Annotated in this window: 12 protein-coding genes; 5 read left to right on the top strand and 7 right to left on the bottom strand. The window is 71.9% G+C overall.

Annotated elements, in window-relative coordinates; all coding sequences use genetic code 11:
• Positions 1-171: 171 nt before the first annotated feature.
• The 5 genes from ACWCQS_RS12600 (at position 172) to ACWCQS_RS12580 (ending at position 4,807) form a co-directional block, all read left to right on the top strand.
• Positions 172-432 carry an SHOCT domain-containing protein gene (locus ACWCQS_RS12600; RefSeq protein WP_451004422.1) on the top strand — a complete coding sequence of 87 codons (261 nt, stop codon included), beginning with the start codon at positions 172-174 and terminating at the stop codon, positions 430-432.
• Positions 429-776, top strand: a complete 348-nt coding sequence (locus ACWCQS_RS12595) for a hypothetical protein (protein WP_451004421.1) — start codon at positions 429-431, stop codon at positions 774-776. The genes ACWCQS_RS12600 and ACWCQS_RS12595 overlap by 4 nt, the downstream gene beginning before the upstream one ends.
• Before the next feature lie 20 nt (positions 777-796).
• The gene (locus ACWCQS_RS12590) at positions 797-1,075 is read left to right on the top strand and encodes a hypothetical protein (protein WP_451004420.1); all 279 of its coding nucleotides are present in this window, start codon (positions 797-799) and stop codon (positions 1,073-1,075) included.
• A gap of 106 nt (positions 1,076-1,181) precedes the next feature.
• Positions 1,182-2,129, top strand: coding sequence for a DNA-3-methyladenine glycosylase family protein (locus tag ACWCQS_RS12585; RefSeq protein WP_451004419.1), 948 nt, complete (start codon positions 1,182-1,184; stop codon positions 2,127-2,129).
• Between the two features lie 293 nt (positions 2,130-2,422).
• Entirely contained in the window at positions 2,423-4,807 is a 2,385-nt protein-coding gene (locus tag ACWCQS_RS12580) for a phosphoketolase family protein (RefSeq protein WP_451004418.1), read from the top strand.
• Between the two features lie 50 nt (positions 4,808-4,857).
• Here ACWCQS_RS12580 and ppk2 read toward each other — a convergent pair whose 3' ends face one another.
• The 7 genes from ppk2 to hglS form a co-directional block, all read right to left on the bottom strand.
• Positions 4,858-5,661 carry a polyphosphate kinase 2 gene (ppk2, locus tag ACWCQS_RS12575; RefSeq protein ID WP_388629977.1) on the bottom strand — a complete coding sequence of 268 codons (804 nt, stop codon included), beginning with the start codon at positions 5,659-5,661 and terminating at the stop codon, positions 4,858-4,860.
• 85 nt (positions 5,662-5,746) lie between these two features.
• Complete coding sequence (locus tag ACWCQS_RS12570) at positions 5,747-6,910, bottom strand: substrate-binding domain-containing protein (RefSeq protein WP_451004417.1); 1,164 nt, start codon at positions 6,908-6,910, stop codon at positions 5,747-5,749.
• A 66-nt stretch (positions 6,911-6,976) separates the two neighbouring features.
• Positions 6,977-8,068: an ABC transporter permease gene (locus ACWCQS_RS12565; RefSeq protein ID WP_451004416.1), complete on the bottom strand. Its 1,092-nt coding sequence runs from the start codon at positions 8,066-8,068 to the stop codon at positions 6,977-6,979.
• Positions 8,065-9,609: a sugar ABC transporter ATP-binding protein gene (locus ACWCQS_RS12560; protein WP_451004415.1), complete on the bottom strand. Its 1,545-nt coding sequence runs from the start codon at positions 9,607-9,609 to the stop codon at positions 8,065-8,067. The genes ACWCQS_RS12565 and ACWCQS_RS12560 overlap by 4 nt, the downstream gene beginning before the upstream one ends.
• Positions 9,610-9,735: 126 nt before the next feature.
• A complete protein-coding gene (locus ACWCQS_RS12555; RefSeq protein ID WP_451004414.1) occupies positions 9,736-12,576 on the bottom strand; it encodes a SpoIIE family protein phosphatase in 2,841 nt (946 codons plus the stop codon).
• 84 nt (positions 12,577-12,660) lie between these two features.
• Positions 12,661-13,629, bottom strand: a complete 969-nt coding sequence (locus ACWCQS_RS12550) for a cyclase family protein (protein ID WP_451004413.1) — start codon at positions 13,627-13,629, stop codon at positions 12,661-12,663.
• Positions 13,630-14,405: 776 nt separating this feature from the next.
• Positions 14,406-15,800, bottom strand: a complete 1,395-nt coding sequence (hglS, locus tag ACWCQS_RS12545; RefSeq protein WP_451004412.1) for a 2-oxoadipate dioxygenase/decarboxylase — start codon at positions 15,798-15,800, stop codon at positions 14,406-14,408.
• Positions 15,801-15,954 lie beyond the last annotated feature (154 nt).

Genomic DNA, 15,954 nt, shown 5'->3' with positions numbered 1-15,954 from the left:
CGGTAGCAGATTACCCCGGGGGGTATTTTCGAGGCGGCGTGAACCGCGTCATCCCCTGCACCTGGCGGAGAGGTGCCCCACAGGTCCTGCGATGAGGCCGAAGGGCCCCTGCCGCCGTTCGCTGCTCCCGGCAAGAGTGGTGAGCAGGACCCCCTGGGCAGGTGAGCTGCGATGATGTACTGGGATGGCGGCTGGGCGTGGATGGCCTTCATGCCGTTGCTGTGGATCGCGCTGATCGCTGTGGCCGTGTGGGCGGGAATCCGCTTCGCCCAACACCCGACAACGCGTGGCGAGGGCACCCACGGCGCTCCGCAGCCGAGAGAGACGCCGGAGGAGATCCTCGACCGGCGCTTCGCCACCGGCGAGATCGACGCGGACACCTACACCGAGGCGCGCCGGCGCCTCGCCGCCCACAAGCCGGCGCCCCGGTGACCGGGCTGACGCGCCGATCGCTCTTCCTGGCGGTGCTGGTCGCGGCCGTGGCCGCGCTCATCGCCTCGCTCGTGTGGTTCATGGGCGTCGGTTCCGGGCCATGGCGTCCGGGCCCTGGGGTGATGACGGGCGCCGTTTCCCTCGCGGGCCCCGTCCGCGGCATCGCCGATGCGGACCGTGCCGCCGGGCGCTTCGCCGACCGGTGGGGCCTGCGGGTCGGGGAGGTCATGCGGTTCAGCAACGGCTTCTACGCCGAACTCGTCGCCCCCGACGGCCGCCCCGCCACCGAAGTCCTCGTCGCCCCCGGGGCGGCACCGTGCACTTGGAGTTTGGCCCGGCCATGATGTGGAACACGGTCTGCGGAATGATGCCCGCATCCCGCAGTACCGGCGCACCGGCGGTCGGGCCCGGCCAGGCGGTACGGATCGCGGACCAGTGGCTGAGCGAGCACCACACCGGACTGCACGCCGCCGAAGCCGATCGGTTCCCCGGCTACTACACCCTGCACACCCTGCGCGATCACCACATCGTCGGCATGCTCTCCGTCGACGCGACCACCGGCGCGGTCTGGTACCACTCATGGCACGGCCGCTTCCTCCACATGCGGGAGTCCCCCGATCGCACGGCGCCGAGGGCCCGGTGAACCGACGTAGTTCGCGGTTGCCCATCAGCACCCGCCAGGCCGCCCCTGCGACCTGTGCTGGGATCCCGATTCGAGCGGTGGCGGCGGTAGCGTCACGATGGTCTTCGTGACCGGCTCACGCTCACGCACGCAGGCACGACACGCACCGGCGCCCGATCGGTCCCTGCACTGGCAGCCCCGCTTCGCCGTGGACGCGCGGCTGACCCTGGAGAGTCTCCGCCGTGGACGCGACGACCCCACCCACCGCGTGGAGGCGGACGGCACGCTGTGGCGCTCGGCGCTGACGGCATCCGGACCGGTGACATACCGCATCCGGCAGCAGCGCCTGGACGACCTGCAGATCGATGCCTGGGGAGCCGGGGCCGCCGAGCTCGTCGACCGCATCCGCACCGAGTTGGGCGCGGGTGACCGGCCCGACCTGTTCCGGCCCGGGCATCCGGTCCTCCGGGCCGCCTGCCGGCGGATGCCCGGCCTGCGTGTGCCGTGCACCGGCCGTCTCTTCGAAGCGATCGTCCCGGCGGTCATCGAGCAGCGGGTGATCGGCCTGGACGCCACCGCGTCCTTCGGCCGTCTGGTCCGGGCACATGGGGAGCCGGCGCCCGGTCCCGCGCCCGTGGGCATGCGGGTTCCGCCCTCGCCGGAGGTCTGGCGGACCCTCCCGAGCTGGGAATGGCGCCGGGCCGGCGTCGACCTGCAGCGCTCCCGCACCGTCATCCTGACCGCCCGCCACGCCGTACGGCTCGACCAGGCCGCCGGAGACCCGGCCCGGGCCTACGAGCTGATGGCGAGGCTGCCCGGCATCGGCACCTGGACGGCCGCCCAGGTCGGTCACCGCGCGCTCGGCGACGCCGATGCGCTGCCGCTGGGTGACTACCACCTCGGCCGGATGACGGGGATGGCCCTGCTCGGCCGGCCGCTGGCGGACGACGAGATCGAGGAGTTCTACGAGCCGTTCAGGCCACACCGCTACCGGGTCGTCCGGCTGCTCGAACTCAACGCCTGGCCGGCTTTCCGCCGGGCACCCCGCGCACCCCTGCGCGGGCCGCTGCACTGAGAAGTCGAGGCCGTCAGGTATCGGTCCGTGTTTTGGACGCCGTCCCCCCAAGAGTGTTCGCGCACCTCCAGTCGGAGCCGGCCACCAGGCCGGCGCTCACCGGCGGACGGACGCTGTACGGGGTGGACCGCAGGGGTGGACCTCAGCCCAGAGCCGGTCCGAAGGGACCGGCTTGCCGGCGGCCGTGGACCGAACGGCCCTGTCGGGCACCCGGCGGTCCGCCGGAGGGTGGTGCCGTGCCCGCCCGGGCATGCGTCACGCCCCGATCGCCGTCCGATCCGGAAGGAATCCCGATGTCCGTCGACACGCAGCAGGCGCCCGCCGGGCTCACGGACGAGGAGCTCGCCACGCTGAACGCCCACTGGCGCGCCGCGAACTACCTCTCCGTCGGCCAGATCTACCTCATGGCCAACCCCTTGCTGACCGAACCGCTGCGGCCGGAGCACGTCAAGCCGCGCCTGCTGGGCCACTGGGGCACCTCACCCGGCCTCAACCTCGTGCACACCCACCTCAACCGCCTCATCAAGGCCCGCGGCCTGAACGCCCTGTGCATCTGGGGACCGGGCCACGGGGGCCCCGCCGTGCTGGCCAACTCCTGGCTGGAGGGGTCGTACACCGAGACCTATCCGGACATCACCCGGGACGCGCCGGGCATGGCCCGGCTGTTCAAGCAGTTCTCCTTCCCCGGCGGGGTGCCCAGCCATGTCGCCCCGGAGACCCCGGGCTCGATCCACGAAGGAGGCGAGCTGGGATACTCCCTCGCACACGCCTACGGCGCCGCCCTCGACAATCCGGACCTCCTGGTCGCCTGCGTGATCGGCGACGGCGAGGCGGAGACCGGACCGCTGGCCGCCTCCTGGCACTCCAACAAGTTCCTCGACCCGGTCGACGACGGCGCCGTCCTGCCGATCCTGCACCTCAACGGCTACAAGATCGCCAACCCGACCGTGCTGGCCCGGCTCCCCGAGACCGAACTCGACGACCTGCTCAGGGGCTACGGCCACGACCCGATCCACGTCACCGGCGACGACCCTGCGGCCGTACACCGCGCGATGGCCGCCGCCATGGACACCGCCGTGGACCGCATCACCGCCCTGCAGCGGGCCGCCCGCGACGACGGGGCCACGGACCGGCCCCGCTGGCCGGTGATCGTGCTGCGCACCCCGAAGGGCTGGACCGGCCCGGCCGTGGTCGACGGGCTGCCGGTTGAGGGCACCTGGCGCGCCCACCAGGTGCCGCTCGCCGGGGTCCGGGACAACCCCGAGCACCTGCGGCAGCTGGAGCGATGGCTGCGGTCGTACCGCCCCCAAGAACTCTTCGACGAGCACGGTGCCCCGCGCCCGGACGTACTCGCCTGCATCCCCGAGGGAACCCGCAGGCTCGGGTCCACCCTGTACGCCAACGGCGGGCTCCTGGTGCGCGAGCTGCCCCTGCCGCCGCTGGAGCGGTACGCCGTGGCGGTCGACAAGCCCGGCGCCACCCTGCACGAACCGACCCGTGTCCTCGGCGACCTGCTCCAGGACGTCATGGCGGCCACCGCCGACCGCCGTGACTTCCGCCTGGTCGGCCCCGACGAGACGGCCTCCAACCGGCTGCAGGCCGTCTACGGCGCCAGCGGCAAGGCCTGGCAGGCCGCGACCCTTCCTGTCGACGAACACCTCGACCGGCACGGACGGGTCATGGAGATCCTCTCCGAACACACCTGCCAGGGCTGGCTGGAGGGCTACCTCCTGACCGGGCGGCACGGGCTGTTCTCCTGCTACGAGGCGTTCGTGCACATCGTCGACTCGATGGTCAACCAGCACATCAAATGGCTGCGCACCACGCGCCACCTGTCCTGGCGTGCCCCCATCGCCTCCCTCAACTACCTGCTCACCTCCCATGTGTGGCGACAGGACCACAACGGCTTCTCCCACCAGGATCCCGGGTTCGTCGACCACATCCTGAACAAGAGCCCGGAGGCGGTGCGGGTCTATCTGCCGCCGGACGCCAACACCCTGCTGTCGGTGGCGGACCACGTGTTGCGCAGCCGCGACTACGTCAACGTCGTCGTGGCCGGCAAGCAGCCCTGCTTCGACTGGCTGTCGATGGAAGAGGCGCAGATCCACTGCGCGCGCGGCGCCGGCATCTGGGAGTGGGCGGGCACCGAGGACGGTACCCGCGAGCCGGATGTGGTGCTGGGCTGCGCGGGCGACGTGCCCACCCAGGAGGTGCTGGCGGCGGCCCAGTTGCTGCGCCACGAGCTGCCCGAGCTGATGGTGCGGGTGGTGAACGTCGTCGACATCGCCAGGATGTTGCCGAGCGAGGAACACCCGCACGGGATGAGCGACTTCGAGTACGACGGCCTCTTCACCGCCGACAAGCCGGTCATCTTCGCCTACCACGGCTACCCGTGGCTGATCCACCGCCTCGCCTACCGGCGCACGGGCCACAAGCACCTGCACGTGCGCGGGTACAAGGAGATCGGCACCACCACGACGCCGTTCGACATGGTGGTCCGCAACGATCTCGACCGGTACCGCCTCGTGATGGACGTCATCGACCGCGTCCCCGGTCTGGCGGTGCGGGCGGCCGCCGTACGCCAGCGGATGGCGGACGCCCGGCAGCGGCACCACGTCTGGATCCGGGAACACGGCACGGACCTGCCGGAGGTGGCGGACTGGTCGTGGGACGGCTGAACAGGGCCGGGACTACCGCATTCCCCGCCCGGACCGTGGCGGGGGCGGGTTCACAGGTGCGCCGCGTGGTCGGGGACGTAGGTCTGCAGAGCACGCGGCGGCCGTTCGTAGCCGCTGGACGGCGGCCGCTCCGGCAGCTCCAGCACCGGTGGCGGCACCTCGTGGTACGGGACGGACGACAGCAGGTGCGCCATCATGTTCAGCCGGGCGCGCCGCTTGTCGTCGCTCTCGACGATGTACCAGGGCGCCTCGGCGATGTCGGTGTGCACCATCATCTCGTCCTTCGCCCGGGAGTACGCCTCCCAACGGGTGATCGACTCCAGGTCCATCGGCGACAGCTTCCAGCGCCGCAGCGGATCCTGCAGGCGGCGCTGGAAGCGCTCCTGCTGTACGGCGTCGCTCACCGAGAACCAGTACTTGCGCAACAGGATCCCGTCCTCGACCAGCATCCGCTCGAAGATCGGGCACTGGCGCAGGAACAGCTGGTGCTCTTCCCTGGTGCAGAAGCCCATCACACGCTCGACACCGGCCCGGTTGTACCAGGACCGGTCGAAGAGCACGATCTCCCCGGCGGCCGGGAGGTGCTCGACGTACCGCTGGAAGTACCACTGGGTGCGCTCGCGCTCCGTCGGCTTCGGCAGCGCCACGATCCGGGCGACACGGGGGTTGAGATACTGGGTGACGCGCTGGATGGCGCCGCCCTTTCCGGCCGCGTCCCGCCCCTCGAAGACGACGACCAGCCGGGCGCCCTCGGCTCGCACCCACTCCTGCAGCTTGACCAACTCGGTCTGCAGCCGCAGCAGTTCTGCCTCATAGGTCTTGCGTGACAGCGTCGCCGCCTGCTTGTCCGTCATGCGGCCATTCTCTCCCGGCCACCTGGCCTCTGCGGCACCACGGGGCCATGGCGAGGGCATCGCCACGACCAACACTCGGACCCGTTCATCTGCCCCAGATCCTGCGGTACGCCTCCCGGTAGCCAGGCGGGTCCCAGGTCGTGGCACCAGCGCTGTTGGCGGCGGTCGAGACGTGGACGGGGGCGACGTAGCCGCTGGCGGGACGAGCGGAGAAGGCGCGGTTGAACTCGTCCACGATCTGCCAGCCCTGCTGCGACAGCGGCTCGGGAACGGTGGCGGCCTGGTACTGCCTGTTGTTGATGCGCTGGAAGGCGGACGGGTCACCGTCGCCGGCGCCGATGTTGAAAGGCGGGCCTGCCCCCTGTCTGCCGGCTGCCCGGAAGGCGGGGGCGGCGTCGGCGAAGTACAGGTCGTTGATGGCCACGGAGTACGTCCAGCTGCTCTGGAATCGGGAGAGGAGGGTGGAGATCTCATGCGGGGTGCGGCTGCTCGCGTCCGGGATGGGGATGTTCTCGTACGCGAGCAGCCGCACCCCGGAACAGGTGGCGAGTTCCTTCCTGATCAGCTCGGACTTCTGCCTCGCGAAGGGGATCGAGGCGTCGGTGATGAGCACGACCCCGGCCCGGCCGTTGGAGAGCGAAATGATCCACTGCGCGCTGATGCGGGCCACGTCCTCGACCCGGGTGGTGACGTTGGTGAAGAGCTCGGGCCGCCTGCTGGGGCCGGGGGAAGCGACCGCGTGCCAGCCGATGAGAGGGATGCCGGCCGCCTTGGCCTGAGCGACCTGCTGCGAGGTCGAACCGGGGTCGAAGCCGCCGATGACGATGCCCGAGGGTCTGAGAGCCACGGCCTCGCTCATGGCCGCCTGGATGCCGGCGGGGCTGCCGCCACCGTCGATCACCCGGACGTGCCAGCCGATGACTCTCGCGGCGTCCCGCACGCCGTTCGCGACGCCCGCGACTCCGGGGTTGGTCATGGTCTGGGCAACGTAGACGATCGACTTGCCGGACACCGCCGCCGGGCCGCTGGTCGGCCCGTTCCAGGCGGTGTCTGTCTGCTCCGCTCGTGCGACGGCGGCCCGGGCCCCGGTCTGGGCCGTGGGGCAGCCGCCCGGGCCGTTGGTGGACGCCGTGGGGCCGTTCGACGAGCCGCCCCGGCAGCCGGTGACGGCGGTTGCCGCGGCCAGCAGTGCGATCGCGACGGACCGGCCCGTGACGGCGCGGGGGGTGGACTTGCGGATTCGGTGCACGGGAGCTCCTCGCGGAGGGCGAGCGTCAGGGCGCGGCCGGGGCTCGGAGTCCGGCCCTGGTGCAGGTCATGGAGCGATGCCGGCGGTTCCGTCTCCGGGCGCCGACGGCGGCGGCTGCGCTGCGGGCGGTGCGTCGCGGGCCGCGTCGGCCCCGGTGCGCAGTCGGCGGGCGGAGTAGCCGGCCAGGCCGACGGCGAGCAGCAGGGTGCCGCCGTAGAACAGGGGGATCGTCCAGAAGTCGGCACCCATCTGGCCGATGCCGGTGAGGCCGACGGCGAGCACGGCGACGGCGACGACCGTGCCCAGGGCGTTCGGACGGCCGGGTTTGATCGCGGTCGAGCCGAGGAGGGCGCCCACGAAGGCGGGCAGGAGATAGTCGAGGCCGACGCTGGGATTGCCGATCTCCTGCTGAGCCGCGAGCAGTACGCCCGCGCAGCCGACGATCAGCCCCGACGCGGCGAACGCGTAGACGGTGTACCTGCGGGTCGGGATGCCGGCCAGATCGGCAGCGCGTGGATTGGAACCGATGACGTACAGGCACCGGCCGAGCGGCAGTCGCTCCAGCACCACCCAGAGGGCGACAGCGAGGGCGAGCACGTACAGGGCGGGCAGCGGGAGGCCGAGGACCCTGGAGTCGTAGATGCCGGTGAAGGCGGCCGGCAGACCGTGCGGGCCCGGGACGATCCGGCCGCCGCCCGTGACCCAGCCGGTCACGGCGTACAGCATGCTGCCGGTTCCGAGGGTGGCGATGAAGGAGTCGATCCGGCCGAACTCGACGACGACACCGTTGACCACGCCCACGACCGCCCCTCCGGCGAGCACCACGAGGCAGGCCCAGGGCCAGGGCCATCCGTCGTTGACGACGAGTTGCAGCACCATGACGTGCGCCAGGCCGAGGCCGTAGCCGAGGGAGAGGTCGAACGAGCCGGTCACGATGGGGACCATGGCGGCGAGCGCGAGGACGGCCGGGATCGACTGGTTGGACAGGATCGAGTCAACGGTTTCACGTGTGGGAAAGGTACGCGGCAGCGTGAGTGAGAAGAGGAGGAAGAGCAGGGCGGTGAGGACCAGAAGGCCGTAGGCGTTCACCAGGTGCCAGGCCGGGCCCCGTCGGCGCGGCCGGGAGTGGGGCGAGAGGGGCGAGGGCGGGGAGGTCATGAGTTGGCGGTTCCGGAGGCCGGCATGGCCGAGGCCGCCCGGGTGAGCCCCGCGACCGTGAGGCCCGCACCGCTGAGCTCGGCCGTCACGGATCCGCGGACGAACACCAGGGCGCGGCGGCACACGTCGGCCACCTCCTCGAAGTCGGTCGAGACGAGCAGGACCGCGAGGCCTGAGGCCAGCGCCTCGGCGAGCAGGCGGTGGACCGCGGCCTTGGCTCCGACGTCCACGCTCGCGGTCGGCTCCTCCAGGATCAGCAGACGCAGGCCCACCCGCAGCCACCGGCCGATCAGGACCTTCTGCTGGTTTCCGCCGGACAGAGTGGCGAGGGGGGCCTCGCTGTCGCGGGGTTGCACCGCGAACCGTTCGATCAGCTGTGCGGCCCGGGCGCGTTCACGGCGGGGACCGATCCAGCGCGGTGTGGGCAGCCCTCCCGCACGGGGATTGGCCATGAGGTTCTCGCGTACGGTCAGCCCCGCGGCGCAGCCCTCCCGCTGTCTGTCACCGGGCACGAACCCGACGCCGCGAGCGACGGCGTGGGCGACCGTGCGAGGGCTGTAGGGCCGGCCGTCGAGGAGTACCCGCCCGCCGAGGAAGGGCCGGGCGCCCGCGAGAGCGCGGCCCAGGTCCATGTGCCCGGCGCCCGAGAGGCCGACCAGGCCCAGGACCTCCCCGGCCCTCAGTTCCAGGGTGACCGCTCCCGTGCCGACGGTCCGTGCGCCGTCCAGGACGAGGACGGCGGGGCCGCCCGCGGGGCCGGCAGCGGGGTGGTGGCGGGTCAGTTCCGCGCCGAGGATGTCGTGCATCAGCCGGGCGCGGCTGTGGCCCGCGAGCGGGCCGTGGCTGACGAGCCGGCCGTCGCGCAGGACGGCGAAGGCGTCCGCGACCTGGTACACCTCCTCCAGGCGATGGGTGACGTAGAGGATGCCGTGCCCCCGGTCGCGCAGGGCGTGCAGGACACGGAAGAGCCGGGCACAGTCCGCGGCGGGAAGACGGGCGGTCGGCTCGTCGAGGACGACGAGCTTCGCGCGGGCCGCCAGGGCGCGGCCGATGGCGACCAGTGAGCGTTCCGCGGGCCCGAGCCGGGCGATCGGCGTGTCGGGATCGAGGTGTCCGGCGACGGTGCCCAGCGCGTCGGCGCACTGCTCCCGGGTCCGCTGCCAGGAGATCAGTCCCGCGCGGCGCGCATATCCCACGGTCAGGGCGAAGTTCTCGGCGATCGTCATCCACTCCACGAGCCCGAGGTCCTGGTGGATGAAGGACATGCTGCGGGAGGCGGCGTGACTGCCGAGCGGATGCCCGTCCACCGTGATCCGCCCCGCATCGGCGTGGTGGACGCCCGCCAGCACCTTGATGAGCGTGGATTTCCCGGCACCGTTGGGGCCGAGCAGCGCGAGGACGCTGCCGGCCCGGACGTCGAGGTCCACCCCGTCCAGTGCGCGGGTCCCGCCGAACCGCTTGGCCAGCCCGCGGATGCGGACCAGGGGGTCGGCCCCGAACGTCCTGACGGCGTTCGCAGAGGTGTCGGGAGGGTCGTGCACGGACATCTCCGGGGGTCGGCATGGCGATTGCGTCCCGACTTTCGCCAGTGATGCTAGTCGAGCACATCGCGGTATTCCGGATTTGCCGCCTGCCGTGACACCAACGGGTCAGCCGCGCCGGTGGCCTCAGGCGCCGTCGAGTTCCCATTCGGCCCAGATGGCCTTGCCCTGCCGGATGTAGCGCGTACCCCAGCTCTGTGCCACCTGGGCCACGAGGAACAGTCCCCGGCCGCCCTCATCGGTGGTGGCCGCCCGACGCAGGTGCGGAGCGGTGTTGCTGGTGTCGGAGACCTCGCAGATCAGGGTACGGTCGCGCAGCAGACGTACGCGGATGGGCCCGGAGCCATGGCGGATGGCGTTGGTGACCAATTCGCTCAGCACCAGTTCCGCGGCGAAGGAGGCCTCCTCGAGCCCCCAGTCGGCCAGCTGCCGCAGGGCCCAGGCGCGGACCTCGCTGACGAGGGAAGGGTCGGCGGGCAGGTCCCGGGTGGCGATCCGATGAGGGTCCACAGCGTGGGTACGGGCCACGAGCAGGGCGATGTCGTCATGGGGGTGGGCCGGCGCCACCGTGTTCAGGACCACCTCGCAGATCTCCTCGGGTGTACGTCCCGGATGGGCCAGGGCGTCGCGCAGCCGGTCGAGGACCAAGTCGACGTCGCGGTTCCGGTCCTCGATGAGTCCGTCGGTGTAGAGCACCAGCCCGCTGCCCTCGGGGAGGTCGATCTCGGCCGCTTCGAACGGCAAGCCACCCAGGCCCAGCGGGGGCCCGGCGGGCAGGTCGGGGAAGGACACCGTGCCGTCGGGGCCGACCAGGGCCGGGGGAGGATGACCGGCCCGGGCCATGGTGCACTGCTGTGTGGTCGGGTCGTACACGGCGTACAGGCAGGTTGCGCCGATGATGCCCGAGTCTGCTGCGGCGGGGTCCTCCCGGTCGAGGCGTCCCACCAGGTTGTCGAGGTGGACGAGGACTTCGTCCGGCGGGAAGTCGAGTTCGGCGAAGCTGCGTGCGGCGGTGCGCAGCCGGCCCATGGTGGCGGCGGAGAGCATGCCGTGGCCGACGACATCGCCGACCAGGAGGCCGACACGGGTGCCGGAGAGGGGGATGACGTCGTACCAGTCCCCGCCCACGTCGGACTCCGCGGGCAGATAGCGGTGCGCCACCTCGACGGCGTCCTGGTCGGGCTGACCGTGCGGGAGCAGGCTGCGCTGCAGGGCCAGCACCATGGTGCGCTCGCGCGTGTAACGCCGGGCGTTGTCGATGGACAGGGCGGCGCGGGTGGCGAGGTCATGGGCGAGGGAACGGTCGTCGTCACCGAAGGGCGCGGGATCCTGCCCGCGGTAGAAGGCGGCCACGCCCAGGATGACGCCGCGGGCGACCAGGGGGACCGCGATGAGGGAGTGGACGTGGGTCAGCAGCTCCTCGGTGTGCTCGGGGTCGTGGGCGAGCCAGCCCGCGGCGGTCTTCAGGTCCGGTTCCAGCACCGCCTGGCCGCTGCTCAGACAGCGCAGTTGCGGAGTGGTCGGGCCGTAGTCGACGCTTTTGCCGACCGGGTGGAACGGACAGTCGTCGCGGATGCCGTGGACCACCGTTCGGCACAGGTCGGTGAGGGGGTCGGCGGCCTCTTCACCGCGCAGTACGGCCTCGGGCAGGTCGATCGTGACGTAGTCGGCCAGGCGCGGCACGGCTGTGTCGGCGAGCTCCTGGGCGGTACGGCGTACGTCCAGGGTGGTGCCTATGCGCGTGCTCGCGTCGGTCAGCAACTCCAGGCGGCGGCGCGCGGCGAGGGCGTACCGCCCCACGTGCGGCTCGCCCACCAGTACGAGCCCTCTCGCCTGGGGCGTGGAGCCGGGACCGCCCGCCGTGTCGCCGGGCCGGCCCCCTGTTCCGCCTCTGCCGGGCGTGTCGGGCCGACCGGGCACGAGGCCGGGCGCCGCGACGCGGGGAGCGGCCCCGGGCGGCGGGACGGCGGAGGCGGCGGCTTGGGCGGGGAGGCGCTGTGGCTCCTCGGCCGACCGCGGGACGATGAGGGGCTCGTGCGGTGCGGGGCCGGGCAGGACGGCCTCGATGGCGAAGCCCTCCACCCCGGTGGCACTCTTCACCGGACGGCTCACCAGTGTGACGCACCTGCCGTCGGACAGGGGAACGCGGACAGCGGCAAGCTGCGCGCAGGAGATCAGCTCGGCGGCCTCTTCCATGAGGATCGCCTGGTCATGAGTGCGCAGCTCGAGCGCCAGGTCGCCGACCACGACGCTGTGATGAGGGCCGGCGGCGGTTTCGGCCGTGGTGCCCAGATAGGCCCGCAGCAGGGCGCGCTCACGTTCGGAACTCTGTGCCAGCAGCCGCCTCTCGATGGCGTGGGCCGCCCTGCGTATCACGGTGGCCAGCGCCGGGTCCTCGGCGCTGCGTGGATAGCCGAAGCACAGGACGCCTTCGATGCGGCCGCTGACCGGGTCGCGGACGGGCAGCGCGCGGCAGGCGTTTCCCTGGGAGCGCTCCGCGAAGTGCTCCGCGCCGTAGACATGGATGAGCTGCCGCTCCGCCAGGGCGAGACCGATTCCGTTGGTGCCGGCGTACTGCTCGGCGAAGACGAATCCGGGCTCGCGCTGGAACGCCGGGAGGCTTCTGGCCAGCGACGCCTCTCCGAAGCGGCGCAGGAGGACCGTCCCGGTCGCATCGGCGACGGAGATGTTCATCTTGCTGCCGGCGAACCAGGCCTGCAGCCGGTCGAGCACCGGCACGGCCGCTCGGACGATACGGGCATCACACTCGACGTCGGCCCGGAAGGGAGGACTGGACTGGTCGGGCGAGAGCCCCAGGGCCCGGCAGCGCTGCCACGAGTTCGAGATGGCGGTGCGCACGCAGGCCTCGACCGGCTCCCCCTCCAGGAAATGCTCACGAGAACGGGCGAGCCCCGTGCCGTCTGTCGCACGCGCCATCGGTTTTGCTTTCCCACCGGCCCGAACCATGCTTCGCCTCACTCGCGACTGCAAGAGTCCGTTTTTCCAAAACCATATGACATAGATGAGAATACGGACATTAGGTGCGTGCAGTCACAGGACGGCGACCGGATTGACGGGCGAACCCGTCCCGCCCGGGACGTTCAGCGGCGCCACGACGAGCAGGAACTCATGCCGTCCCGCCTCCGCCGTCGCGGCCGACAGCGCCTCCAGATCCAGGTTGTCCAGCAGCGGCACGCCCATCGCGGCGACGACCAGGGCATGGACGGGCGAGTGCACGCCGTCGACGGGTGAGGGCCGTACGTCACTGTCGCCGTCGCCGCCGAGCAGCGCGATGCCACGTTCTGCCAGCAGCGGTACGGCGTCCACGTGGAAGCCCGCGCTCGCCGTGTCCGGGTCCCAGGCGCCGAGGTCCCTGCGGCGGCGGACGTGCCCGGAGCGCAACAGCACCGCGTCGCCCTCGCCGATCCTCACGCCGAGCGCCTTCTCCGCAGTGATGACGTCCTGCGCATGTGCCGCCTGCCCCGGCTCCAGCCAGCGGATCCCCAGTACGGCGGGGAGGTCGAGGAGAACTCCCCTCGTGACCAGGGGACCGAGCGCCGACACCGCTCCGAACCGGGCACCTGCCGCGCCGACGACGTCCTTTGCCGTCCGCCCGTCGTAGAGCCGCCCCCGATAGGCCACGTGGCACAGGGCGTCGAGATGGGAGACGGCCTTGCCGTGGTAGTCGGCGGCGATGAAGTCCTTGTGGGTGGAGGGTTCCGGGCTCTGGACGTCACCGAGATCGGTCATGTGGTGCAGAGCGGGCCTGGGGTTGTCGGGGCCGGGCAGGGTGTTCCAGGGCAGCGCCAGCGGGACGACCTGCCCGGACCGCACCGTGGCCGTGGCCCGCCGTACATGCTCCGCGGTCACCCGGTTCCAGGCACCGCGGTCGGCCGGGCTCCAGCGGCCCCATGTGCGGACCGCCTCGAAGAGCGCGTCGAACTCCCGACGGGAGACGGCAGGCCCGTGGCCGGCACCGGTCGGCCCCGGATCCGGGCCATTCGCGGAGCTCGGGCTCATTCGTGCTCACCGTTCCCAGCGTCGACGCGCCCCCGGCGACGGGGCACCGGTCCGACGGCCGGGATACCGCCACGCGCGCCCGTCGACCGGATTCCCAGCTTGGCACGACCCGCACCGAATCGCCGGTTCACAACTCCGTCGGCCGAGACCCGAGCGAGAGGTGTTCGGCCACGCGGTGCCTGGTCACGGGGGCCCACGGACGGACCGTGCACGAGAACGAAGACCGGCTGCCTGTGACGACGCTGCCCCGCACGCCGTCCGAGATGCGACAACCTCGGCCCACAGCAGAAGGCCCTGCCCGGCGGCCTGTTGCTGACTAGGCGAGGCTGCTGCGGACCTGGCGGTACGCGGCCGCTGGGTCCGCGGCACGTGTGACTGTCCGCCCCACGACGACGTGCGAGGCACCGGCGGCGATAGCGGCGCGTGGCGTTCCGGGACGGGCGTGCTCGGCCGGAGAGTCACCCCAGTGCGTTCCGCAGGCCGAGACGTCCTGAGGCGAGGTGATCAGAACGGGGCGGCATAGGCGCTGCCGGGCTCGCCCGGGATCCGTATCTCCCCGTTGCCCTCCGGGCCCTCGTCGGCAAGGCGCCGGTTTCCGCCGGCCAACATCTTGCCGCCCTGGGCCTGGACCCGGCTCAGGGCGCCTCGCGGCGCACAGCACGGGGTGCCCCGATCTCGGCGGCGGCGCCGCACTGCCCACCACGGACGACCTGCGCGCCCGCGCGTGCCGCCCTCGGAACATCGGCGCCGACGTGCCCGGGCGCACCGTGGCGTTGTCAGTGGAGGGTGCCGGTGAGGCCGAGGTCGTGGGCGACCTGAGCGAGGGAGCGGTCCTGCTGGCGCGTGTAGAGGTCGAAGGGGTCGAGGACGTCGCGGCCGATGGCGCCGGAGAGCCAGGCGGCGTCGTAGGCGGTGCCCTGCCGGTCGTTGTCGCGAGTGCCCTCGCCGCTGAGGTCGGACTGGAAGATGCCCGCGGCGGAGCGGGGCAGGAAGTCCTCGTAGACGATGGGCTCCGCGCGCACCCACCCTTCGCGCACGAGATCGTCGAGATCCGCGGGCGGGCTGCCGTCGCGAGGGTGGTCGAGGCTGAGCCGGTACGTGAAGTAGGCCAGCCCCTCGATGGCGAGTTCCCGTTCGCTTCCGGGCATGTAGCGCTCCCACACGGCGCGCGCGATGTCGCCTCGGGGCTCCGAGGGGTGCTGGGACGCCTGTTCGTCGACGCGGCCGAGGAGTTCGTCGTACAGGGCTCGGCCTTTGCGCGTGAGGGCGATGCCGCGGGCCTCGACCTCGCCGAAGCGGACCCGCAGCGCGCCGCGGATGATGCTGCCGTCCGGGGTGCGCATCGCGCGGGGTTCGGCCAGGGCCCGGAAGGAGGTCTGCCGCAGCAGCACATCGGGGCCCTTCCAGGCCGGCGGGCCCTGGATGGTGTCGATCATCTCGATGCCGCGCTCGGTCATACGGCGGTACAGCTCGTCGATGTCGAGGACGCGCGGGGTGAGGTGGTTGATGTGCGTGCTGCGTACGCCCCCGATGTCCGCGGCGACGGCGGAGATCCGCTCCAGCGTCTCGTACCAGGCCTTGTCGACCGGCTCGGGGGACAACTCGAATGCCCGCACGGCCAGGTGGAGGAAGCGTTCGGCCTCGTCCTCGGGCAGTTCCCGCTCGGCGGCGGCCCGGTCGGCCAGGGTCAGCAGCTCGGGGGGAAAGAGTTCGCGGCCTGCGAGGAAGTTTTCCAGGCGCGAGCGCAGGTCGGCGTCGAAGAAGCGGGGGTCGGCGGGGGTGAGCATCGAGGTGAACACCCGGAAGGGGTTGCGTGCCAGTTCCTCGTCGTCGATGGGCCGGAACGCGGTGGAGACGACGGGGACGGCGCTGGCGGCGGCCTCCCGCAGGTCGTAGAAGCCGACCGGGTGCATGCCGAGGGCGGCGAAGACGCGGGCGACCTGTTGCAGTTCCCGCGGTGTGCCGACCCGGATGGCGCCGTGGCGCTCGGCGGTCACCCGGCCGATGGATCCGAGGCGTTCGGCGTCGGCTCCCCGCGCGCGCAGGACGTCCTCGTTGACCTCGCGCGAGACGTCCACCAGCGTGGTGTAGGCGGGCACCTCCCGCCCGTACATCTGCGACAGCCGCGCGGCGAACGCGGCCCGCAGCTGCCACTGACTGATCGTCGACATGGTTCGGCCTTTCGATCGGGATTCACACCACGTGAGCCGTCGGTATGCGTGTGCCACGTGAGGCATCGTCGATCACATCACCTGAGGCATCGTTGGTCACACCACGTGCGCTTCGGGGCGTCGCGCATGACCTCGCCGACCATGGGCGCCTGCA

The organism is Streptomyces sp. NPDC002076, from assembly GCF_053593835.1.
The sequence above is the reverse complement of the archived record's forward strand: the minus strand, read 5'-3'. Positions and strand labels throughout refer to the sequence as shown.